The organism is Ramlibacter tataouinensis TTB310 (assembly GCF_000215705.1).
GTDB classification, from domain to species: domain Bacteria; phylum Pseudomonadota; class Gammaproteobacteria; order Burkholderiales; family Burkholderiaceae_C; genus Ramlibacter; species Ramlibacter tataouinensis.
The window spans coordinates 230,640-248,388 of the sequence record NC_015677.1; the positions used below are offsets into that span (position 1 = coordinate 230,640).

The window sequence follows — 17,749 nt, forward strand, 5'->3', positions numbered from 1 at the left end:
TGGGGGCCCTGTGAGTTTCGGCCGCATGTCGCGCACCCCGGGCGCGCAGCCCATGAGCGAGATCAACGTCACGCCGCTGGTCGACGTGATGCTGGTGCTGGTGGTGATCTTCATCGTCACGGCACCGCTGCTGGCCAGCTCGGTGCGCCTGGACCTGCCGTCCACCGAGGCGGCGCAGCCCGGCGACGCCTCGGCGTCCATCTCGGTGGCCATCGACGCCCGGGGCCAGCTGTTCGTGCAGGACAAGCCGGTGACGGCGCCGCAGCTGGCGCAGCAGCTGGCCGAGGCCGCCCGGCGCAATCCCGATACCGAGGTCCAGCTGCGCGCCGACCAGGCCGTGCCCTACGGGCGGGTGGTCGAGGTCATGGGCGCGGCGCAGCAGGCCGGGCTCAACCGCATCGGCTTCGTGGCGGAACCGGGGAAGTGAGGCTTGCGGGAGGGGGCGGGGGGTGAGGGTCGACCCCTACAATTTGCCCACCATGCAAGACAAGTACAACCACCTCGAGGTCGAGCGCGCCGCCCAGGCGCACTGGACGGCCCGTGACGCCTACCGCGTGGTCGAGGACGCGCGCAAGAGGAAGTTCTACGCCTGCTCCATGCTGCCCTATCCCAGCGGCAAGCTGCACATGGGGCACGTGCGCAACTACACGATCAACGACATGTTGACCCGCTACCTGCGCATGAACGGCTACAACGTGCTCATGCCCATGGGCTGGGACGCGTTCGGCCTGCCGGCCGAGAACGCGGCGCTGAAGAACGGCGTGCCGCCGGCCAAGTGGACCTACGAGAACATCGCCTACATGAAGCGGCAGATGCAGGCCATGGGCCTGGCCATCGACTGGTCGCGCGAGATCGCCAGCTGCGATCCCAGCTACTACAAGTGGAACCAGTGGATGTTCCTCAAGATGCTGGACAAGGGGATCGCCTACCGCAAGACCCAGGTGGTGAACTGGGACCCGGTGGACCAGACCGTGCTGGCCAACGAGCAGGTGATCGACGGCAAGGGCTGGCGCACCGGCGCCGTGGTGGAAAAGCGCGAGATCCCCGGCTACTACCTCAAGATCACCGACTATGCCGAGGAGCTGCTGGACCACGTGCAGCACAAGCTGCCCGGCTGGCCCGAGCGCGTCAAGCTGATGCAGGAGAACTGGATCGGCAGGAGCGAGGGCGTGCGCTTCGCCTTCACCCACGAGATCCGCGGCTTCGATGGCCAGCTGATCGGCGACGGGCGGATGTACGTCTTCACCACCCGCGCCGACACCATCATGGGCGTGACCTTCTGCGCGGTGGCGCCCGAGCACCCGCTGGCCGCCCATGCCGCGCGCACCAACGCCCGGCTGGCGGCCTTCATCGAGGAGTGCAAGAAGGGCGGCACCACCGAGGCCGAGCTGGCGCTCAGGGACAAGGAAGGCATGCCCACCGGCCTGGTGGTGTTCCACCCGCTGACCGGCGAACCGGTGGACGTGTGGGTGGGCAACTACGTGCTCATGGACTACGGCGACGGCGCCGTGATGGGCGTGCCCGGCCACGACGAGCGCGATTTCGCCTTCGCGCTCAAGTACAACCTGCCGATCAAGCAGGTGGTGCACGTGGACGGCGAGCGCTACGACTACAAGCACTGGCAGGACTGGTACGCCGACAAGGAGCGCGGCGTCACCATCAACTCCGACATCTACAGCGGCTTCACCTACGGCGAGGCGGTCCGGGCCGTGACCCATGCGCTGGAACAGAAGGGCCTGGGCGAGAAGAAGGTCACCTGGCGCCTGCGCGACTGGGGCATCAGCCGCCAGCGCTACTGGGGCACGCCCATCCCCATCATCCACTGCGAGGTGCACGGCGCCGTGCCGGTGCCGGAGAAGGACCTGCCGGTGGTGCTGCCCCCCGACTGCGTGCCCGACGGCAGCGGCAACCCGCTGAACCGGCGCGAGGACTTCCTGGCCTGCGCCTGCCCGGTGTGCGGCCAGCCGGCGCGGCGCGAGACCGACACCATGGACACCTTCGTCGACAGCGCTTGGTACTTCATGCGCTACTGCGATGCCGGCAACGACCGGGCCATGGTGGGCGAGGGCACGCGCTACTGGATGCCGATGGACCAGTACATCGGCGGCATCGAGCACGCCATCCTGCACCTGCTGTACGCCCGCTTCTGGACCAAGGTGATGCGCGACCTGGGCCTGGTGCGGATCGACGAGCCCTTCACCAAGCTGCTGACCCAGGGCATGGTGCTCAACGAGGCGTTCTCGCGCACGGGCGAGAAGGCGGGCAAGCAGTACTTCTGGGCGCACGAGCTGGACATCGTCCGCGACGAGCATGCCAGGGTCGTCTCCGCCACCGCCAGGGCCGACGGCAGGCCGGTCACGTACGAGGGCTGGACCACCATGTCCAAGTCCAAGAACAACGGCGTGGACCCGCAGGCGCTGATCGAGCGCTACGGCGCCGACACGGCGCGCCTGTACACCATGTTCACCGCACCGCCCGAGGCCACCCTGGAGTGGAACGACGCCGCGCTGGAGGGCAGCTACCGCTTCCTGCGCCGGGTCTGGAACTTCGGCCACAAGCTGGCCGCCATGAACGGCGTGGCGACCTACGTGCAGCGGATCGGGGCCGCGGCGGGGTTCGGCAGGCAGTCCAAGGCGCTGCGGCTGGAGATGCACACCGTGCTGCGCCAGGTGGACTACGACTACCAGCGCATGCAGTACAACACCGTGGTGTCCGGCGCGATGAAGATGCTCAACGCGCTGGAGGACTTCAAGGGCGCCGGGGAGGAGGGCGCCGGCGCCGCCCTGGCCGAGGGCTTCGGCATCCTGCTGCGCGCGCTGTACCCGGCCACGCCGCACATCGCGCACGAGCTCTGGCAGGCGCTGGGCTACGTCGCCCTCCATGGCGAGCTGCTGGACGCGCCCTGGCCCCGCGTGGACGAGGCGGCGCTGCAGCAGGACGAGGTCGAGCTGGTGCTGCAGGTCAACGGCAAGCACCGCGGCTCCGTGTCGGTGCCGGCCTCGGCCAGCCGCGAGGAGATCGAGCGCCTGGCCCTGGCCAGCGAGGCCTTCGCCAAGCACGCTCCCGGCGCGCAGCCCAAGAAGGTGATCGTGGTGGCCGGCCGCCTGGTCAACGTGGTGATCTGATGGCCCGGCGACGCCATCTGCTGGTGCTGGCGGCCGCCGCCGCAGCAGCCCTGTCGGCCTGCGGCTTCCAGCTGCGCCAGGCACCCGACTTCGCCTTCGACAGCCTCTATTTCGCCGCCGGTGGCTCGCCCATTGCCGCCGAGCTGCGGCGCGCGCTGGCCGCCAACGACGGCCTGCGGGTGGTCACGCCGCCGGCCGCGCCGCAAAGCGCCCAGGTCCTGCTCGAGCTGTCCGGCGAGCAGCGCGAGAAGGTGGTGGTGGGCCGCACCTCCACCGGGCAGGTGCGCGAGTTCCAGCTGCGCATGCGCGTGCAGTTCAGCCTGCGCACGCCCCAGGGGCGCTTGCTCATCCCTCAGACCGAGCTGCTGCAGCAGCGCGACATCAGCTTCAACGAGTCGGCGGTGCTGGCCAAGGAGGCCGAGGAGGCGCTGCTGTACCGCGACATGCAGGCCGACATCGTGCAGCAGCTGCTGCGCCGCCTGGCCGCGGTCGACGCGGTCTAGGAGCGGCGGCGCGCAGCGCGCCTTAAACTCGCGCGATGCAGCTCGCCGCCGCCCAGCTCGATGCGCACCTGAAGAAGGCGCTGCGCCCGCTCTACACCCTGCACGGCGACGAGCCGCTGCTGGTGCAGGAAGCGGCCGACGCCATCCGCGCCGCGGCCCGGGAGCAGGGCTACACCGAGCGCACGGTGCACACGGTGGCCGGCGCGTACTTCGACTGGAGCGCGGTGCTGGCGGCCGGCGGCTCGCTCAGCCTGTTCGCCGACAAGCAGGTCGTCGAAGTCCGCATCCCTTCGGGCAAGCCCGGCAAGGACGGCAGCGCCGCGCTGCAGCAGCTGGCCGAGCAGGCGCAGGGCGGCGAGGGCACGCTCACCCTGGTGCTGCTGCCGCGGCTGGACTTCGCGACCAGGAAGTCCGCCTGGTTCACGGCTCTGGAGGGCGGCGGCGTCGCCATCGAGCTGCAGCCCGTCGAGCGCGCCGCGCTGCCGCAATGGATCGCGCAGCGCCTGGCGCGCCAGGGCCAGCGCGTGCCGGCGGGCGAGGAAGGCCAGCGCACGCTGCAGTTCTTCGCCGACCGGGTGGAGGGCAACCTGCTGGCGGCGCACCAGGAGATCCAGAAGCTGGGCCTGCTGTACCCCGCCGGTGACGGACCGGAAAGCACGCGGGGCGTGCTGGGGTTCGAGCAGGTCGAGTCGGCCGTGCTCAACGTGGCGCGCTACGACGTGTTCAAGCTGTCCGAGGCCGTGCTGGCCGGCCAGGCGGCGCGCGTGCAGCGCATGCTCGACGGCCTGCAGGCAGAGGGCGAGGCCGAGGTGCTGGTGCACTACACGCTGGCCGAGGACATCCGCGCGCTCAAGCGCGTCAAGGACGCGATGGCGGCGGGCCGGCCGCTGCCGGTGGCCCTGCGCGAGCAGCGCGTCTGGGGCGTCAAGGAGCGGCTGTTCGAGCGCGTGCTGCCGCGGCTGTCGCCGCTGGCGCTGGACAACCTGCTGCAGGCGGCGCACCGGGTGGACGGCATCGTCAAGGGCCTGAAGTCGCCGGACTGGCCGGCCGACGGCTGGCAGGCGCTGCACAAGCTGGCGATGGAGCTGTGCCTGGCCGTCGCGCCGGCGCGGACGAAGCCCTAGTCGGCCTTGATGCCGGCGCCCTTGACCACCGGGCCGTAGGCGGCCAGCTCCTTGCGGACCACCTCGCCGAAGCTTTCGGCGCTGCCCGGCGTCGCGGCGATGCCGGAGGCGGCCAGCTTCTCGCGCACGGCGGCATCGTTCAGCACCGCGTTCAGCTCGGCGTTCAGGCGCTGCAGGATGGGCGCGGGCGTCTTGGCCGGCGCCACGATGCCGACCCAGGAATTGAGGTCGAAGTCCGGCGCTCCGCTCTCCGCGAAGGTGGGGATGTCGGGGTACTGGGGCGAACGCCGGGCGCTGGGCACGCCGATGGGGACCAGCTTGCCGGATTTCAGGTGGCCGGTGATCGAGGCGGCCGAGGCGAAGGCCAGCGGGATGTGGCCGGCCAGCACGTCGGCCACGGCGGGGCCGCCGCCCTTGTAGGGCACGTGCGTCAGGTTGGCGCCGGTGCGCTGCTTGAGCAGCTCGCCGGCGATGTGCGTGATGCTGCCGTTGCCCGAGGTGCCGTACGACAGGCCGCCGGGCTGCGACTTCGACAGGGCGACCACTTCCTTCAGCGTGCGCGCCTTCACCCCCGGGTTCGCCACCAGGATGATGGTGGAGTTGCCGATCTTGCCGACCGGCGCGAAGTCGCGCACCGGGTCGAACGCCACCTTCTCGTACACGTGCGGGTTGATGACGAAGGTGCCGTCCAGCACCAGCAGCAGGGTGTGGCCGTCGGGTTCGGCCGAGGCCACCAGCTGGCTGCCGATGTTGCCGGAGGCGCCGGGGCGGTTGTCGGGCACCACCTGCTGCCCCAGCCGCTTGCCGAGGAACTCGGCCACGGCGCGGCCGCTGGTGTCGGTGACGCCGCCGGGCGCGAAGGGGATGACCAGCCGGATCGGCTTGGTCGGGTAGCCGGCCTGGGCGAAACCCGTGGCGGGCGCGGCGGCAAGGCCGGCCGCGGCCAGGGCGCAGGCGCTGGCCAGCAGCTCGCGCCGGCGCAGGAGGGTGTTGTCGTTCATGGGTATCCAGTCGGGAGGGGAAGAGAGAGCGAGAGGGGAATCAGGCCCGGGCGGCGCGAGGCCGGGCGATCGCCTCGATCAGCCGGGCCAGCATCCCGTCCGGGGTCTCGAGCGCGTTCATGACCGAGTAGTGGTGCGTGCCGGGCAGCTCCACGAAGGCCGCGGCGGCCCCGGCCCCGGCGCAGGCGCGCGCGAAGTCGCGGGACTGGCCGAGCCAGCCCGCCGGCTCGGCGCCGCCGGCGGCCACCAGCAGCGGGACCGCCGGCGTCGGCGGATGGCGCATCGGGCTCATGGCATCCACCTGCTCGGGCCGCAGGCGGATCTCCTGGTTGACGCTGATGGAGAGCACCGGCTCGAGCTCGTAGATGCCGCTGACCAGCACGGCGGCGCGCGGCGCCCAGGCCGGCAGGGGTTGCCCGGCCGGGGGCAGGGCCGCGGCGATCAGGTGGGCGCCGGCCGAATGCCCGGACGCGGTGAGGGCCGCCGGATCGCCGCCCAGTTCGCGGGCGTGGGCGTGGACCCACTGCAGGCCCTCGCGCACCTGGCGCACGATCGCCGGCAGTTCCACCGCGGGGCACAGGTCGTAGTTCATCACCACGGTGGTGATGCCCAGCGGCACCAGCGCATCGGCGACGTAGCTGTAGTCGCTCTTGTCGCGGCCGCGCCAGTAGCCGCCGTGCAGGAACACGTGCAGCGGCGCGTCGGGGACAGCCGCCGGGAACACGTCGAGGGTGGCGAGCCGGCCATCGCCGTAACGCAGGTCCAGGCGCCCGCCGCCGCGGGCGCGGGTGGCGGCGCTGAGCGCCGCGGCGCGCTGCGCGAACCGCTCCGCATCCGGCACCGCCTTGCGCGGGTTGTACTGGGACTCGATGTCGTCGGGAACGGGGGCGCCTGGCATGCGGGAAGGGGCTGGGAGGGAGAGTTAGCATGCTAGCAAGGGGGCCCTGCCTTTCGCGGCGGGCCCACCCGTCGTTTTCCCTTAAGTCAGGAGTTCTCCCATGGCCAGCCCCGACATCGCCATCGCCCCCCTTCCTGCCGACCTCGCCGCCCCGCGCGGCCACTACAGCCACGCCGTGCGCGCCGCCGGCCTGGTGTTCGTTGCCGGCGAGCTGCCGGTGGCGCCGGACGGGCGGCTGCTGACCGACGCGAGCTTCGAGGAGCAGGCCCGCCAGGTGCTCGCCAACGTCGAGGCGGCCCTGCGCTCGGCCGGCAGCTCGGTGCACAAGCTGGTGCAGGTGCGCGTGTACGTGACCGACATCGACCAGTGGCCGGCCTTCAATGCCCTGTACGCCCAGTGGTGCGGCCCGGCGCGGCCGGCGCGCATCGTGGTCCCGGTGCCCCGGCTGCACTACGGCTTCCAGCTCGAGATGGAGGCGACGGCCCTCGCCTGAGCCAGCCGGCGCGCGGCCGGCGGCGGCCGGGGATAATGCCGGCATGAACGCGCTGAACGTCGCCGAATACGTCCAGACCCTGGGTCTGCAGGCCCGGCAGGCCGCGGCCCGGATGGCGCGCGCCGATGCCGCGACCAGGAACCGGGCGCTCACCCGCCTGGCCGCGCTGCTGCGGCACAGCGCCGCGCCGCTGGCCGAGGCCAACGGCCGCGACCTGGAGCGTGCCGCCGCCGCCGGCCTGCCGGCCCCTCTGCAGGACCGGCTCAAGCTCACGCCCACGGTCATCGAGACCGTGGCCCAGGGCTGCGAGCAGCTGGCCGCCATGCCCGACATCGTGGGCGAGGTCACGTCCCTGCGCCAGCAGCCCAGCGGCATCCGCGTCGGCCAGATGCGCGTGCCCATCGGCGTGTTCGGCATGGTGTTCGAGAGCCGGCCCAACGTCACCGTCGAGGCTGCCAGCCTGTCGATCAAGAGCGGCAACGCGGCCATCCTGCGCGGCGGCTCCGAGGCCATCGAGTCCAACAAGGCGCTGGCCCGGCTGGTGCAGCAGGCGCTGCGCGAGGCCGGCCTGCCGGAGGACGCCGTGCAGCTGGTGCAGACCACCGACCGCGAGGCCGTGGGCCAGCTGATCGCCATGCCCACGTACGTGGACCTCGTCATCCCGCGCGGCGGCAAGGGCCTGATCGAGCGCATCAGCCGCGAGGCCAAGGTGCCCGTGATCAAGCACCTGGACGGCAACTGCCACACCTACGTGGACGATCCGGTCGACCTCGAGATGGCGGTGCGCGTGACCGACAACGCCAAGACCCAGAAGTACAGTCCCTGCAACGCCAGCGAGGGCCTGCTGGTGGCCCGCGGCGTCGCCCCGGCCTTCCTGCCGAGGATGGGTGCCGTCTTCGCGGCCAAGGGCGTGGAGATGCGCTGCGACGCGCAGGCCAAGGCCATCCTGCAGGCCGTGCCGGGCGCGCAGCTGAAGGACGCGACCGAGCAGGACTGGTACGAGGAGTACCTGGCGCCCATCATCAGCATCAAGGTGGTGGCCGGCGTGGACGAGGCCATCGCCCACATCAACCGCTACTCCAGCCACCACACGGACGCCATCCTCACCCGCGACCACCTGCACGCGCAGCGCTTCCTGCGGGAAGTCGATTCCGCCAGCGTGATGGTCAACGCCAGCACCCGGTTCGCCGACGGGTTCGAGTACGGGCTGGGCGCCGAGATCGGCATCAGCACCGACAAGTTCCACGCCCGCGGCCCGGTGGGCATCGAGGGCCTGACCAGCCTGAAGTGGGTGGTGCTGGGCCAGGGCGAGGTGCGCGGCTGAAGCGCACGACCACTGCCCCTGATCCCATGCGCGACTACTGGCCCACCTGCGGCTTCCGTTTGCTGACCACCGGTACCGACGGCCAGCTGCGGGTGACCGACGAATTCCTGCGCAGCCTGCTGGAGCGGCCCGAGCTGGCGCCCGTGCCCGAGTCCTGCGCCGCGGAACTCGCCTTGCACCAGGACCTGCTGGACCAGCCGCGCCGCGCGGTGGACGAGGCCCGCCTGGCCCTGCTCGCCGACGAGGACGCCCGCGCCAACTACGCCGTCTGGCTGCGCTTTCGCACACGGCTGCTGGCCCGGCCCACGCTGGAGGCCAGCTACCTGCAGCTGTTCCGCGGCAATGTGGACGTGCCGCCGCTGTTCGTGCACCAGCTCACCCAGGTGCTGCTGCGCCACATCCTGGGCGGCGCCGCCACGCCCTTCGAGGCGCGCGCCGCGGAGATGCTGTTCCGCCCGCAACGCATCGCCCTGCAGGAGGGCCAGGTGATGGCGGCCGACGACGAGACCGTCGAGCGCCAGGCCCTGTCGGCCAGCTTCGGCAGCCTGGGCGACCTGATCCGCCGCAGCGGCGCCAGCCTGCGCACGGCCGAGCTGGACGTGCTGACCGCCGACAGCGCCGACGGGTACTGGCCGCGCAACGAGGCCCATGACTTCGTGGTGGCCCTGAACCACGGCCAGCCGGCCCTGGCGGCGCTGTGCCGCGTGCTGGAGCGCTGGGTGGCCCACTTCCTGGGCGTGCAGGTGACCATCGCCCCCGAGGGCGAGATCGACGACGACCAGTGGGTCTGGCACGTGGGCCTGGATGCGCAGGCCACGGCGGTGCTGAACGCGCTGTACCAGGGCGAGGAGGTGGCCGACGCCCAGCGCGAGCGCATGCTGTGCCTGTTCCGGCTCGATTTCACCGAACCGGGCGTGGTGCGGCCCGAGGTGGCGGGACGCCCGGTGTACCTGGCCATGGCCATGGACGAGCAGCAGCGGCTCAGGCTCAAGCCGCAGAACCTGCTGCTCAACCTGCCGTTGGCGCGGCAGGCCTAGCGCTACGAAGGCTGAAACACCCGGATCCGGGGGGCGATCTTGTCCAGCAGGGTCCGCTTGGCCATGCGCACGTCGTACTCGGCCTGCAGGTTCAGCCAGAACCGCGGGTCCATGCCGAAGAAGAGCCCCAGGCGCAACGCGGTATCGGCCGTGATGGGGCGGGCTGCGTTGACGATGTCGCTGATGCGGCTGGGCGGCACGTCGATGTCGGCAGCGAGTTGCCGGGCTGTGATGCCCATGGGCCTCATGAACTCCTCCAGCAGGATTTCGCCCGGGTGAATCTCGTCCAGCAGTTCTTCACTCATTGACTATTCTCCTAGTGGTAATCGACCACCTCGACGTTCCAGGCACCGTCGTCGCGCCACTCGAAGCACACACGCCACTGCTCGTTGATGCGAATACTGTGCTGGCCTTTGCGATCGCCCTTCAACGCCTCCAGCCGGTTGCCCGGCGGAATCCGCAGGCTGTCCAGCTCCGTGGCCGCATGCAGCTGCAGCAGCTTGCGGCGGGCCACCCGCTCGATGTTCCGGAACCGCTTGACGGGCTGGCTGTCGAACAGCGCCTGCGTGTCGGCCGAAGCGAACGAGTGGATCACGCAGCCATGCTATTCCGTGGCTTGGATTCTGTCAAACAGATCAGCCCTGATGAGCTGCCCTTGCAAGCAGCGCGGCCGGCCTCAAATCCCTAGAATTCCGTCGATTATTCCAAGGCAGACTCGCCGCATGGTTCCGCATCTCATCACCGCCCTGAACGGGCCCATCAACGAGCTCGAGCAGCGCATCCTGGAGTCCATGCCGGCCATCGAGCGCTGGTTCCGGCTGGAGTGGATGGAGCACACGCCGCCGTTCTACTGCTCGGTCGACATCCGCAACGCCGGTTTCAAGCTGGCGCCGGTGGACACCAACCTGTTCCCCGGCGGCTGGAACAACCTCACGCCCGAGATGCTGCCGCTGGCCGTGCAGTCGGCCATGGCGGCCATCGAGAAGATCTGCCCCGAGGCCAAGAACCTGCTGGTGATCCCGGAGAACCACACCCGCAACACCTTCTACCTGAGCAACCTGGCCCAGCTCAAGCGCATCTTCCACATGGCGGGCCTGAACGTGCGCATAGGCTCCATCAGCCCGGACATCAAGGAGCCCACCACCATCGAGCTGCCTGCCGGCGGTGGCGAGATCACGCTGGAGCCGGTGGTGCGCAGCAAGCGCCGCCTCGGGCTGAAGGACTTCGACCCCTGCACCATCCTGCTGAACAACGACCTGTCGGCCGGCGCGCCCGGCATCCTGGAGGACCTGCACGAGCAGTACCTGCTGCCGCCGCTGCATGCCGGCTGGTCGGTGCGGCGCAAGAGCCGGCACTTCCAGAGCTACGAGGAGGTGTCCAAGCGCTTCGGCAAGCTGCTGGGCATCGATCCCTGGCTGATCAACCCGATGTTCAACAAGTGCGGCGAGGTCAACTTCGCCGAGGGCGCGGGCATGGACTGCCTGCAGACCAACGTCGACGCGCTGCTCACCCGCATCCGCAAGAAGTACAAGGAATACGGCATCAACGAGAAGCCCTTCGTCATCGTCAAGGCCGACAACGGCACCTACGGCATGGGCATCATGACCGTGCGCGACGCGCGCGACCTGGAGCAACTCAATCGCAAGACCCGGAACAAGATGTCCGTCATCAAGGACGGCCAGGAGGTGCACGAGGTCATCATCCAGGAAGGGGTGCTGACCGGCGAGCGCATGCACGAGGCGGTGGCCGAGCCGGTGGTCTACCTGATGGACCGCTACGTGGTGGGCGGCTTCTACCGCGTGCACGCCGAGCGCGGCGTGGACGAGAACCTGAACGCCCCGGGCGCCCATTTCGTGCCGCTGGCCTTCGCTGAAAGTACGCGCTTACCTCAGCCCGGGGAGAAGCCCGGCGCCAGTGCCCCCAACCGCTTCTACATGTACGGCGTGATCGGCCGGCTGGCCATGCTGGCCGCCAGCTACGAGCTGGAAGCCACCGACCCGGACGCCGAAACCTACGATTAGGGGCCGCGCCCGCCTTTCGGTGCTGCACTGCAGCATCGGCAGGCGCACAATAGCGACCCTCAAGGCAACCCACCCCGCCGGCCGCTTCGGCCGACAAGACGGGGTTTGCAGTGCAAAGCTCTAAATCCTCTCTCGCGGCGCTGACCCTGGGCGCCATCGGCATCGTCTACGGCGATATCGGCACCAGCGTGCTGTACGCGCTCAAGGTGGTGTTCAACTCGGGGCTGGTGCCCCTGACCCCCGACAACGTCTACGGCATCCTGTCCCTGGTGTTCTGGACGGTGACGGTGATCGTCTCGCTCAAGTACGTCACCCTGATCCTGCGCGCCGACTACAACGGCGAGGGCGGCCTGATCGCCATGCTGGCCTTGGCCTCCACCGCGGTGAGCGACCGCCCGCGGCTGCGCGGCTGGCTGCTGGGCATCGGCATCTTCGGCACTGCCATCTTCTATGGCGACGGCGTGATCACGCCGGCGATCTCGGTGCTGTCGGCGGTGGAAGGGCTGGAGCTGCTGTCGCCGGTCTTCAACCCCTACATCACGCCGGCGGCCCTGGTCATCATCTTCCTGCTGTTCTCGCTGCAGAAGAACGGCACCAGCGGCATAGGCCGCTGGTTCGGCCCGGTCTGCGCCGTCTGGTTCGTGGTCATCGCCGCGCTGGGCGTGCCGCACATCGCCGCGCATCCCGAGGTGCTGGGCGCCATCGACCCGCAGCATGCGATCCGCTTCGTCGCGCAGCAGCCCGGCACCACCTTCGTGCTGCTGGGGGCGCTGGTGCTGTGCGTCACCGGCACCGAGGCGCTGTATGCCGACATGGGCCATTTCGGCAAGAAGCCGATCCGCGTGGCCTGGTTCGCGCTGGTCATGCCGGCGCTGCTGATCAACTACTTCGGCCAGGGGGCGCTGCTGCTGTACACGCCGGCGGCGGTGGCCAACCCGTTCTACCTGATGGCGCCGGAATGGGCGCTGGTGCCGCTGGTGCTGCTGGCCACGGCGGCCACGGTGATCGCCTCGCAGGCCCTGCTGTCGGCCGCGTTCTCGGTGACCAAGCAGGCCATCCAGCTGGGCTACCTGCCGCGCATGCGCATCCTGCACACCTCGGTGCGCGAGGCCGGGCAGATCTACATCCCCGCCGTCAACTGGTCGCTGTTCGGCGCCATCGTGGTGGCCGTGGCCCTGTTCCGCAATTCGACCAACCTGGCCTCGGCCTACGGCATCGCGGTGACCACCGACATGCTGATCACCACGGTGCTGACCTTCTTCGTGATCCGCTACGCCTGGAAGCTGCCGCTGGCGCTGTGCGTGGCGGCGACCGGCGTGTTCTTCGTGGTGGACCTGATGTTCTTCTCGTCCAACGCGCTCAAGTTCCTCGACGGCGGCTGGTTCCCGGTGCTGATCGGCCTGTTGATGTTCACCGTGATGATGACCTGGAAACGCGGGCGCGCCATCATGAACGACAAGCTGCGCTCCGACGCGATCGACCTGCGCAGCTTCCTGGAGGCCGTGTTCGTCAACCCGCCCACCCGCGTGGAAGGCACGGCCGTGTTCCTGACGGCCGACCCCGGCTCCGTGCCCAACGCCCTGCTGCACAACCTCAAGCACAACAAGGTGCTGCACCGGCACAACCTGTTCGTCACCGTGCGCAGCCACGAGGTGCCCTGGATAGGCATCGGCAAGCGGGTGGAGATCGAGCCGCTGGGCCATGACTGCTGGCAGGTGATCCTGCACTACGGCTTCAAGAACGACCCCGACGTGCCGCGCGCGCTGGACCAGATCCGCGGCCACGGCTGCGCCCTCGAGCCCATGACCACCAGCTACTTCCTCTCGCGCGACACGGTGGTGCCCAGCGTGGGCAAGGGCATGGCGCCCTGGCGCGAGAAGCTGTTCGCGCAGATGCACCACAACGCCAGCGCCGCGGCCGATTTCCTGCGTCTGCCCAACAACTCGGTGGTGGAGCTGGGCTCCAAGGTGGAGATCTAGCCGGCGCCGTGCAGGGGCTGTGGGAAGCCCGGATACTGCGGCGATGACCGACCTGACCGCCTTCCCCATCACCCGCAAGTGGCCCGCGCGCCATCCCGACCGGCTGCAGCTGTACTCGCTGCCCACGCCCAACGGCGTGAAGGTGTCCATCCTGCTGGAGGAGGCCGGCATCCCCTACGAGCCGCACCGTGTGGACTTCGGCAGGAACGATCAGCTCTCGCCCGAATTCCTGTCGCTGAACCCGAACAACAAGATCCCGGCCATCCTGGACCCGCACGGTCCCGGCGGCCGGCCGATGGCGTTGTTCGAGTCCGGCGCCATCCTGGTCTACCTGGCCGAGAAGACCGGCCGCTTCCTGCCGCAGGAACCAGCGGCTCGCTACCAGACCCTGCAGTGGCTGATGTTCCAGATGGGCGGCATCGGCCCCATGTTCGGCCAGCTCGGCTTCTTCCACAAGTTCGCCGGCAAGGACTGGGAGGACAAGCGCCCGCGCGAGCGCTACGCCGCCGAATCCAGGCGCCTGCTGGGCGTGCTGGAGCAGCGCCTGGCCGGGCGCGACTGGCTGATGGGGGATGAGTACACCATCGCCGACATCGCCGTCTTCCCCTGGGTGCGCAACCTGGTGGGCTTCTACGGTGCGGGCGAGCTGGTGGGCTTCGACGGCTTCGCGAACCTGAAGCGGGTGCTGGATGCCTTCATCGCAAGGCCCGCGGTCGAGCGCGGCCTGCAGATCCCCGCCGCGCCCGCCTGAACGCGCGTCAACGCGGCGCTGCGTAGGCCGCCCGTGGCGGCAGCCCGAAGACGTCCGCCATGAGCACGCTGCGCCCGCGCTGGCGCGCCTCGGACGCCGCGTCGTACACCACCAGCAGCGAGGGTGGCGCGCCATCGCTGGGCACGAACAGGCAGATGCCTTCGGCCCGGTCGCAGCCGGTGCCGTGCGGGATGTCCAGCACATGCTCCAGCGCGCAGGCCGGCACCATGGCCGGCTCCTCCAGACGCAGGGCGCCGGGCCAGCGCAGGATCGAGATCGTGCCGTCCAGGTCCATCGTCGGCCCGCACAGCAGCAGCAGGTCCTCACCGTCCAGGCGGATGTCGCGCACGCCGCGCCCGCCCAGCGCGACGAAGTGCTTGCGAACCAGATGCCCCTTCTTGTCCAGCGGCGCCAGGCGAAGCAGGCCGTGCCCGTCGTCCTCCACGCGCAGTTCCAGGACGGCGGCCCAGCCGCGCAGCACGGGCCCGCGCAGTCCCAGGAAGACGCGCGGCCCCGCCACGGCGATGCCTTCCACGTCGAACCCGTTGTCCTTTCCGGGAATGGGCAGGTAAGCCGCCAGGTGCTTGTCCTTGCGCAGCGCCTGCATCAGCTCGTTGCCTTCGCCTGCGTCGGTCGCATCCCGCAGGCGGGCGGCAGTGAGCTTGCGGCCCTCATGCACGTGCTTTCGTGCGAGCGCCGGGGCATCGCCTTCGCGTGCCACGGGAATGCGGGCCAGCAGGTAGCGGTTCGCGTCGACGCTCAGCCTGGCCAACTGCTTGTGCGCGTTCTTGGCGCCGTCGTCCAGCGACGGCTTCTTGCGCTTGAGGCTGTGCGAACCCACCAGCCACAGGTAGCCGCCCTCGTGATCCAGTCCTTCCACGTCGACCTCGGGCGGGCGCGGCGGGTCGCCCTCGGCTGGCAGCGGCAGGTCCAGGTAGTCGTGCAGCATGAACTGCGTGTGGGCGCCGGCCCCACACTTGCCGGTGAGCGTGAGCCGTTCGACGCTGGCCGACTCGTCGTTGGCGACCCACAGCGTGCGGTCGATCTGCAGCACGGCGGACAACCCGTCGCGCAGTTCCTTGTGCGGCTCGAGATCGTCCAAATCCGGCCGGAACTCGAGCGCAAGGGCGGTGGGTGGCGTCATCGGCCCAGCATAGCGGGGTACCCCGCCGTCCGTGCGGGTTCCCGTGTTTTGTGCAACAGTGGCGCGGACCCGACCCACCTGCCGCCTGAATATCATCGATGAACCTGCTCTTCGTTGCCGACCCGCTCGAGGCCTTCAAGACCTACAAGGACACCACCTTCTCCATGATGCGCGAGGCGCAGCGGCGCGGCCACCGCATCGCCGCCTGCGAGCCGCGGCACCTGTCCTGGCGTTCGGGCGGCGTGGTGCAGGCCCGGGTGCGCGAGATCACGCTCACCGGCGGCGAGGACGACTGGTTCCGCGAGAACGCCACCCCCGTGCGCCCCCTCAAGGAATTCGGCGCGGTGCTGATGCGCAAGGACCCGCCCTTCGACAGCGAGTACTTCTACGCCACCCACCTGCTGGAGCAGGCCGAGCGCGAGGGCGCGCGCGTGTTCAACCGGCCCGCCTCGCTGCGCGACCACCCGGAGAAGCTGGCCGTGATGGAGTTCCCGCGCTTCGTCAGCCCCACCCTGGTCACGCGCGACCCCGAGGAGGTGCGCCGCTTCCATGCCGAGCATGGCGACGTGATCCTCAAGCCGCTGGACGGCATGGGCGGCATGGGCATCTTCCGGGTCAAGACCGACGGCCTGAACCTGGGCTCCATCACCGAGACGCTGAACAACGCCGGCGCCACCACGATCATGGTGCAGCGCTTCGTGCCGGAGATCGCCGCCGGCGACAAGCGCGTGCTGGTGATCGGCGGCAAGCCGGTGCCCTTCAGCCTGGCGCGCATCCCGCAGGGCAGCGAGGTGCGCGGCAACCTGGCGGCCGGCGGCAAGGGCGTGGCCCAGCCGCTCACGCCGCGCGACCACGAGATCGCGCAGGCCCTGGGCCCGGTACTGGCGGCGCGCGGGCTGCTGCTGGTGGGCCTGGACGTGATCGGCGACTGGCTGACCGAGATCAACGTCACCAGCCCGACCTGCTTCCAGGAGATCACCCAGCAGGCCGGCTTCGACGTGCCGGCCATGTTCATCGACGCGCTGGAAGCGGCCCTGGCCCAGCCGGTCAGCCGCTGAACAGCACCTCGAAGCCGCCGTAGATCAGGCGCTTGCCGTCGAAGGTCCGCTCCATGTCCGCCTGCATCCGGGCCATGCGCGGATCTTCCATCACCTCCTTCATGCCGGCGTCGCGCGCCGCGCGCGAGGGCCAGCTGATCCAGGAGAACACCACCGTCTCGTCGGGCTTGCGCTGCACGGCCATGGGAAAGGAGGTGAGCTTGCCCTCGGGCACGTCGTCGCCCCAGCATTCCACCAGCTGCAGCGCGCCGTGGTCCTTGAACACCTGCGCCGCCATGCGGACGTGCTCCAGGTACAGCTGGCGGTTGGCCGTGGGCACGGCGGCGACGAATCCATCGATGTAGTTCATGCGCTTTTCTCCTCAAGGTGGACGGACCGCCGGTGCGGCGGTCCTGCCTGCACGACGAAGCAGGCGCCCGGACGTCGACACGCGGGAGGTGCCCGCACGCGTAAGAACCGGTGAAAACCGCCTCAGCCGGCCGCCACCCCGTCCACGAACACCCGCAGCTCGCCGGGCTGGAACTGCGTCCAGGCCTCGTTGGTGGTCAGCGGCGCGGTGACCACCACGGCCACCCGGTCCTGCGGCGTGGTGTGGCGGGCGAAGTCGATCGACAGGTCCTCGTCGGCCAGCTGGGCGTGGGCGAACGGGTGCCTGCGCTCCACGTGGAAGAGGTTGGTCGAGCAGTGCGCCCACAGCGCCTCGCCGTTGGACAGCAGGAAGTTGAAGGGCCCGTGCCGAGCGATCTGCGGCGCCAGCTCGCGCAGGGTCAGGGTCAGCTCGGCCACGCTGGGCACGCCGGCATGCGACTTCCAGATCTCCTGCATCAGCCAGCAGAAGGCGCGCTCGCTGTCGGTGCTGCCCACCGGCCGGAAGCTGGCGTGCAGCCGCGGCTGGAAGTCCTTGAGGTCGCCGTTGTGCGCGAACACCCAGTAGCGGCCCCACAGCTCGCGAACGAAAGGGTGGCAGTTCTCCAGGGCGATCTCGCCCTGCGTGGCCTTGCGGATGTGCGCGATGACGCTGCGGCTCTTGATCGGGTAGCGCCGGATCAGCTCGGCCACGGGCGAGCTGAAGGCCGGCTGGTGGTCCACGAAATGCCGCAGGCCGCGGCCTTCGAAGAAGGCGATGCCCCAGCCGTCGGCATGGTGGTCGGTGCGGCCGCCGCGCTGGGCGAATCCGCTGAAGCTGAACGTCACGTCCGTCGGCGTGTTGCAGTTCATCCCGAGCAGCTGGCACATGGTGGCGGCATTGTGCGGCACCCGGGGCCGGGGCCCGGCCACGGCCCCGGCCGGA

18 protein-coding genes are annotated in these 17,749 nt (G+C 70.0%); 11 read left to right on the forward strand and 7 right to left on the reverse strand.

What is annotated here, in order from left to right; all coding sequences use genetic code 11:
- Positions 1-10: 10 nt before the first annotated feature.
- The 4 genes from RTA_RS01130 to holA are packed head-to-tail and all read left to right on the forward strand — an operon-like array spanning position 11 to position 4,752.
- Positions 11-427, forward strand: coding sequence for an ExbD/TolR family protein (locus tag RTA_RS01130; protein WP_013899527.1), 417 nt, complete (start codon positions 11-13; stop codon positions 425-427).
- Positions 428-479: 52 nt separating this feature from the next.
- Complete coding sequence (gene leuS / locus RTA_RS01135) at positions 480-3,125, forward strand: leucine--tRNA ligase (protein WP_041675868.1); 2,646 nt, start codon at positions 480-482, stop codon at positions 3,123-3,125.
- Entirely contained in the window at positions 3,125-3,628 is a 504-nt protein-coding gene (locus tag RTA_RS01140) for an LPS-assembly lipoprotein LptE (RefSeq protein WP_013899529.1), read from the forward strand. The genes leuS and RTA_RS01140 overlap by 1 nt, the downstream gene beginning before the upstream one ends.
- Before the next feature lie 35 nt (positions 3,629-3,663).
- On the forward strand, positions 3,664-4,752 hold the full coding sequence (gene holA / locus RTA_RS01145) for a DNA polymerase III subunit delta (protein ID WP_013899530.1): 1,089 nt from the start codon (positions 3,664-3,666) through the stop codon (positions 4,750-4,752).
- On the opposite strand, the gene RTA_RS01150 is transcribed toward holA, so the two are convergent.
- Both RTA_RS01150 and RTA_RS01155 read right to left on the reverse strand, forming a co-directional pair.
- Positions 4,749-5,753 carry a Bug family tripartite tricarboxylate transporter substrate binding protein gene (locus RTA_RS01150; RefSeq protein ID WP_013899531.1) on the reverse strand — a complete coding sequence of 335 codons (1,005 nt, stop codon included), beginning with the start codon at positions 5,751-5,753 and terminating at the stop codon, positions 4,749-4,751. The two genes, holA and RTA_RS01150, sit on opposite strands and share 4 nt — an antisense overlap.
- A 40-nt stretch (positions 5,754-5,793) precedes the next feature.
- The gene (locus RTA_RS01155) at positions 5,794-6,651 is read right to left on the reverse strand and encodes an alpha/beta hydrolase (protein WP_013899532.1); all 858 of its coding nucleotides are present in this window, start codon (positions 6,649-6,651) and stop codon (positions 5,794-5,796) included.
- Positions 6,652-6,751: 100 nt separating this feature from the next.
- Between RTA_RS01155 and RTA_RS01160 the strand changes: the two genes are divergently transcribed.
- Genes RTA_RS01160 through RTA_RS01170 form a run of 3 tightly spaced genes read left to right on the forward strand, consistent with a single transcriptional unit; the run spans position 6,752 to position 9,505 of the window.
- A complete protein-coding gene (locus RTA_RS01160; RefSeq protein ID WP_013899533.1) occupies positions 6,752-7,144 on the forward strand; it encodes a RidA family protein in 393 nt (130 codons plus the stop codon).
- 43 nt (positions 7,145-7,187) lie between these two features.
- Complete coding sequence (locus RTA_RS01165; RefSeq protein WP_013899534.1) at positions 7,188-8,468, forward strand: glutamate-5-semialdehyde dehydrogenase; 1,281 nt, start codon at positions 7,188-7,190, stop codon at positions 8,466-8,468.
- Positions 8,469-8,494: 26 nt separating this feature from the next.
- A complete protein-coding gene (locus tag RTA_RS01170; protein ID WP_013899535.1) occupies positions 8,495-9,505 on the forward strand; it encodes a DUF6352 family protein in 1,011 nt (336 codons plus the stop codon).
- A 2-nt stretch (positions 9,506-9,507) separates the two neighbouring features.
- Here RTA_RS01170 and RTA_RS01175 read toward each other — a convergent pair whose 3' ends face one another.
- A complete protein-coding gene (locus tag RTA_RS01175) occupies positions 9,508-9,810 on the reverse strand; it encodes a HigA family addiction module antitoxin (RefSeq protein ID WP_013899536.1) in 303 nt (100 codons plus the stop codon).
- 11 nt (positions 9,811-9,821) lie between these two features.
- Positions 9,822-10,100, reverse strand: a complete 279-nt coding sequence (locus tag RTA_RS01180) for a type II toxin-antitoxin system RelE/ParE family toxin (protein ID WP_013899537.1) — start codon at positions 10,098-10,100, stop codon at positions 9,822-9,824.
- A 127-nt stretch (positions 10,101-10,227) separates the two neighbouring features.
- Here RTA_RS01180 and gshA point away from each other — a divergent pair, with 127 nt between their 5' ends.
- The 3 genes from gshA (at position 10,228) to RTA_RS01195 (ending at position 14,256) form a co-directional block, all read left to right on the forward strand.
- On the forward strand, positions 10,228-11,526 hold the full coding sequence (gene gshA / locus RTA_RS01185; RefSeq protein WP_013899538.1) for a glutamate--cysteine ligase: 1,299 nt from the start codon (positions 10,228-10,230) through the stop codon (positions 11,524-11,526).
- 110 nt (positions 11,527-11,636) lie between these two features.
- Positions 11,637-13,505, forward strand: coding sequence for a potassium transporter Kup (locus tag RTA_RS01190; RefSeq protein ID WP_013899539.1), 1,869 nt, complete (start codon positions 11,637-11,639; stop codon positions 13,503-13,505).
- Positions 13,506-13,548: 43 nt separating this feature from the next.
- Positions 13,549-14,256, forward strand: a complete 708-nt coding sequence (locus tag RTA_RS01195; protein WP_013899540.1) for a glutathione binding-like protein — start codon at positions 13,549-13,551, stop codon at positions 14,254-14,256.
- 7 nt (positions 14,257-14,263) lie between these two features.
- On the opposite strand, the gene RTA_RS01200 is transcribed toward RTA_RS01195, so the two are convergent.
- The gene (locus RTA_RS01200) at positions 14,264-15,400 is read right to left on the reverse strand and encodes a DUF3616 domain-containing protein (RefSeq protein ID WP_143762875.1); all 1,137 of its coding nucleotides are present in this window, start codon (positions 15,398-15,400) and stop codon (positions 14,264-14,266) included.
- A 98-nt stretch (positions 15,401-15,498) separates the two neighbouring features.
- Between RTA_RS01200 and gshB the strand changes: the two genes are divergently transcribed.
- Positions 15,499-16,458 carry a glutathione synthase gene (gene gshB, locus RTA_RS01205; RefSeq protein ID WP_013899542.1) on the forward strand — a complete coding sequence of 320 codons (960 nt, stop codon included), beginning with the start codon at positions 15,499-15,501 and terminating at the stop codon, positions 16,456-16,458.
- On the opposite strand, the gene RTA_RS01210 is transcribed toward gshB, so the two are convergent.
- Positions 16,448-16,807, reverse strand: a complete 360-nt coding sequence (locus RTA_RS01210; RefSeq protein WP_013899543.1) for a DUF1428 domain-containing protein — start codon at positions 16,805-16,807, stop codon at positions 16,448-16,450. The two genes, gshB and RTA_RS01210, sit on opposite strands and share 11 nt — an antisense overlap.
- A 122-nt stretch (positions 16,808-16,929) precedes the next feature.
- A complete protein-coding gene (locus RTA_RS01215; protein WP_041674940.1) occupies positions 16,930-17,694 on the reverse strand; it encodes a class II glutamine amidotransferase in 765 nt (254 codons plus the stop codon).
- Positions 17,695-17,749 lie beyond the last annotated feature (55 nt).

Bases quoted from the DNA above. Each gene is read 5' to 3' on its own strand.
- leuS (WP_041675868.1), top strand. From the start codon at position 480: ATGCAAGACAAGTACAACCACCTCGAGGTCGAGCGCGCCGCCCAGGCG.
- RTA_RS01140 (WP_013899529.1), top strand. From the start codon at position 3,125: ATGGCCCGGCGACGCCATCTGCTGGTGCTGGCGGCCGCCGCCGCAGCA.
- holA (WP_013899530.1), top strand. From the start codon at position 3,664: ATGCAGCTCGCCGCCGCCCAGCTCGATGCGCACCTGAAGAAGGCGCTG.
- RTA_RS01150 (WP_013899531.1), bottom strand. From the start codon at position 5,753: ATGAACGACAACACCCTCCTGCGCCGGCGCGAGCTGCTGGCCAGCGCC.
- RTA_RS01155 (WP_013899532.1), bottom strand. From the start codon at position 6,651: ATGCCAGGCGCCCCCGTTCCCGACGACATCGAGTCCCAGTACAACCCG.
- RTA_RS01160 (WP_013899533.1), top strand. From the start codon at position 6,752: ATGGCCAGCCCCGACATCGCCATCGCCCCCCTTCCTGCCGACCTCGCC.
- RTA_RS01165 (WP_013899534.1), top strand. From the start codon at position 7,188: ATGAACGCGCTGAACGTCGCCGAATACGTCCAGACCCTGGGTCTGCAG.
- RTA_RS01170 (WP_013899535.1), top strand. From the start codon at position 8,495: ATGCGCGACTACTGGCCCACCTGCGGCTTCCGTTTGCTGACCACCGGT.
- RTA_RS01175 (WP_013899536.1), bottom strand. From the start codon at position 9,810: ATGAGTGAAGAACTGCTGGACGAGATTCACCCGGGCGAAATCCTGCTG.
- gshA (WP_013899538.1), top strand. From the start codon at position 10,228: ATGGTTCCGCATCTCATCACCGCCCTGAACGGGCCCATCAACGAGCTC.
- RTA_RS01195 (WP_013899540.1), top strand. From the start codon at position 13,549: ATGACCGACCTGACCGCCTTCCCCATCACCCGCAAGTGGCCCGCGCGC.
- RTA_RS01200 (WP_143762875.1), bottom strand. From the start codon at position 15,400: ATGACGCCACCCACCGCCCTTGCGCTCGAGTTCCGGCCGGATTTGGAC.
- gshB (WP_013899542.1), top strand. From the start codon at position 15,499: ATGAACCTGCTCTTCGTTGCCGACCCGCTCGAGGCCTTCAAGACCTAC.
- RTA_RS01210 (WP_013899543.1), bottom strand. From the start codon at position 16,807: ATGAACTACATCGATGGATTCGTCGCCGCCGTGCCCACGGCCAACCGC.
- RTA_RS01215 (WP_041674940.1), bottom strand. From the start codon at position 17,694: ATGTGCCAGCTGCTCGGGATGAACTGCAACACGCCGACGGACGTGACG.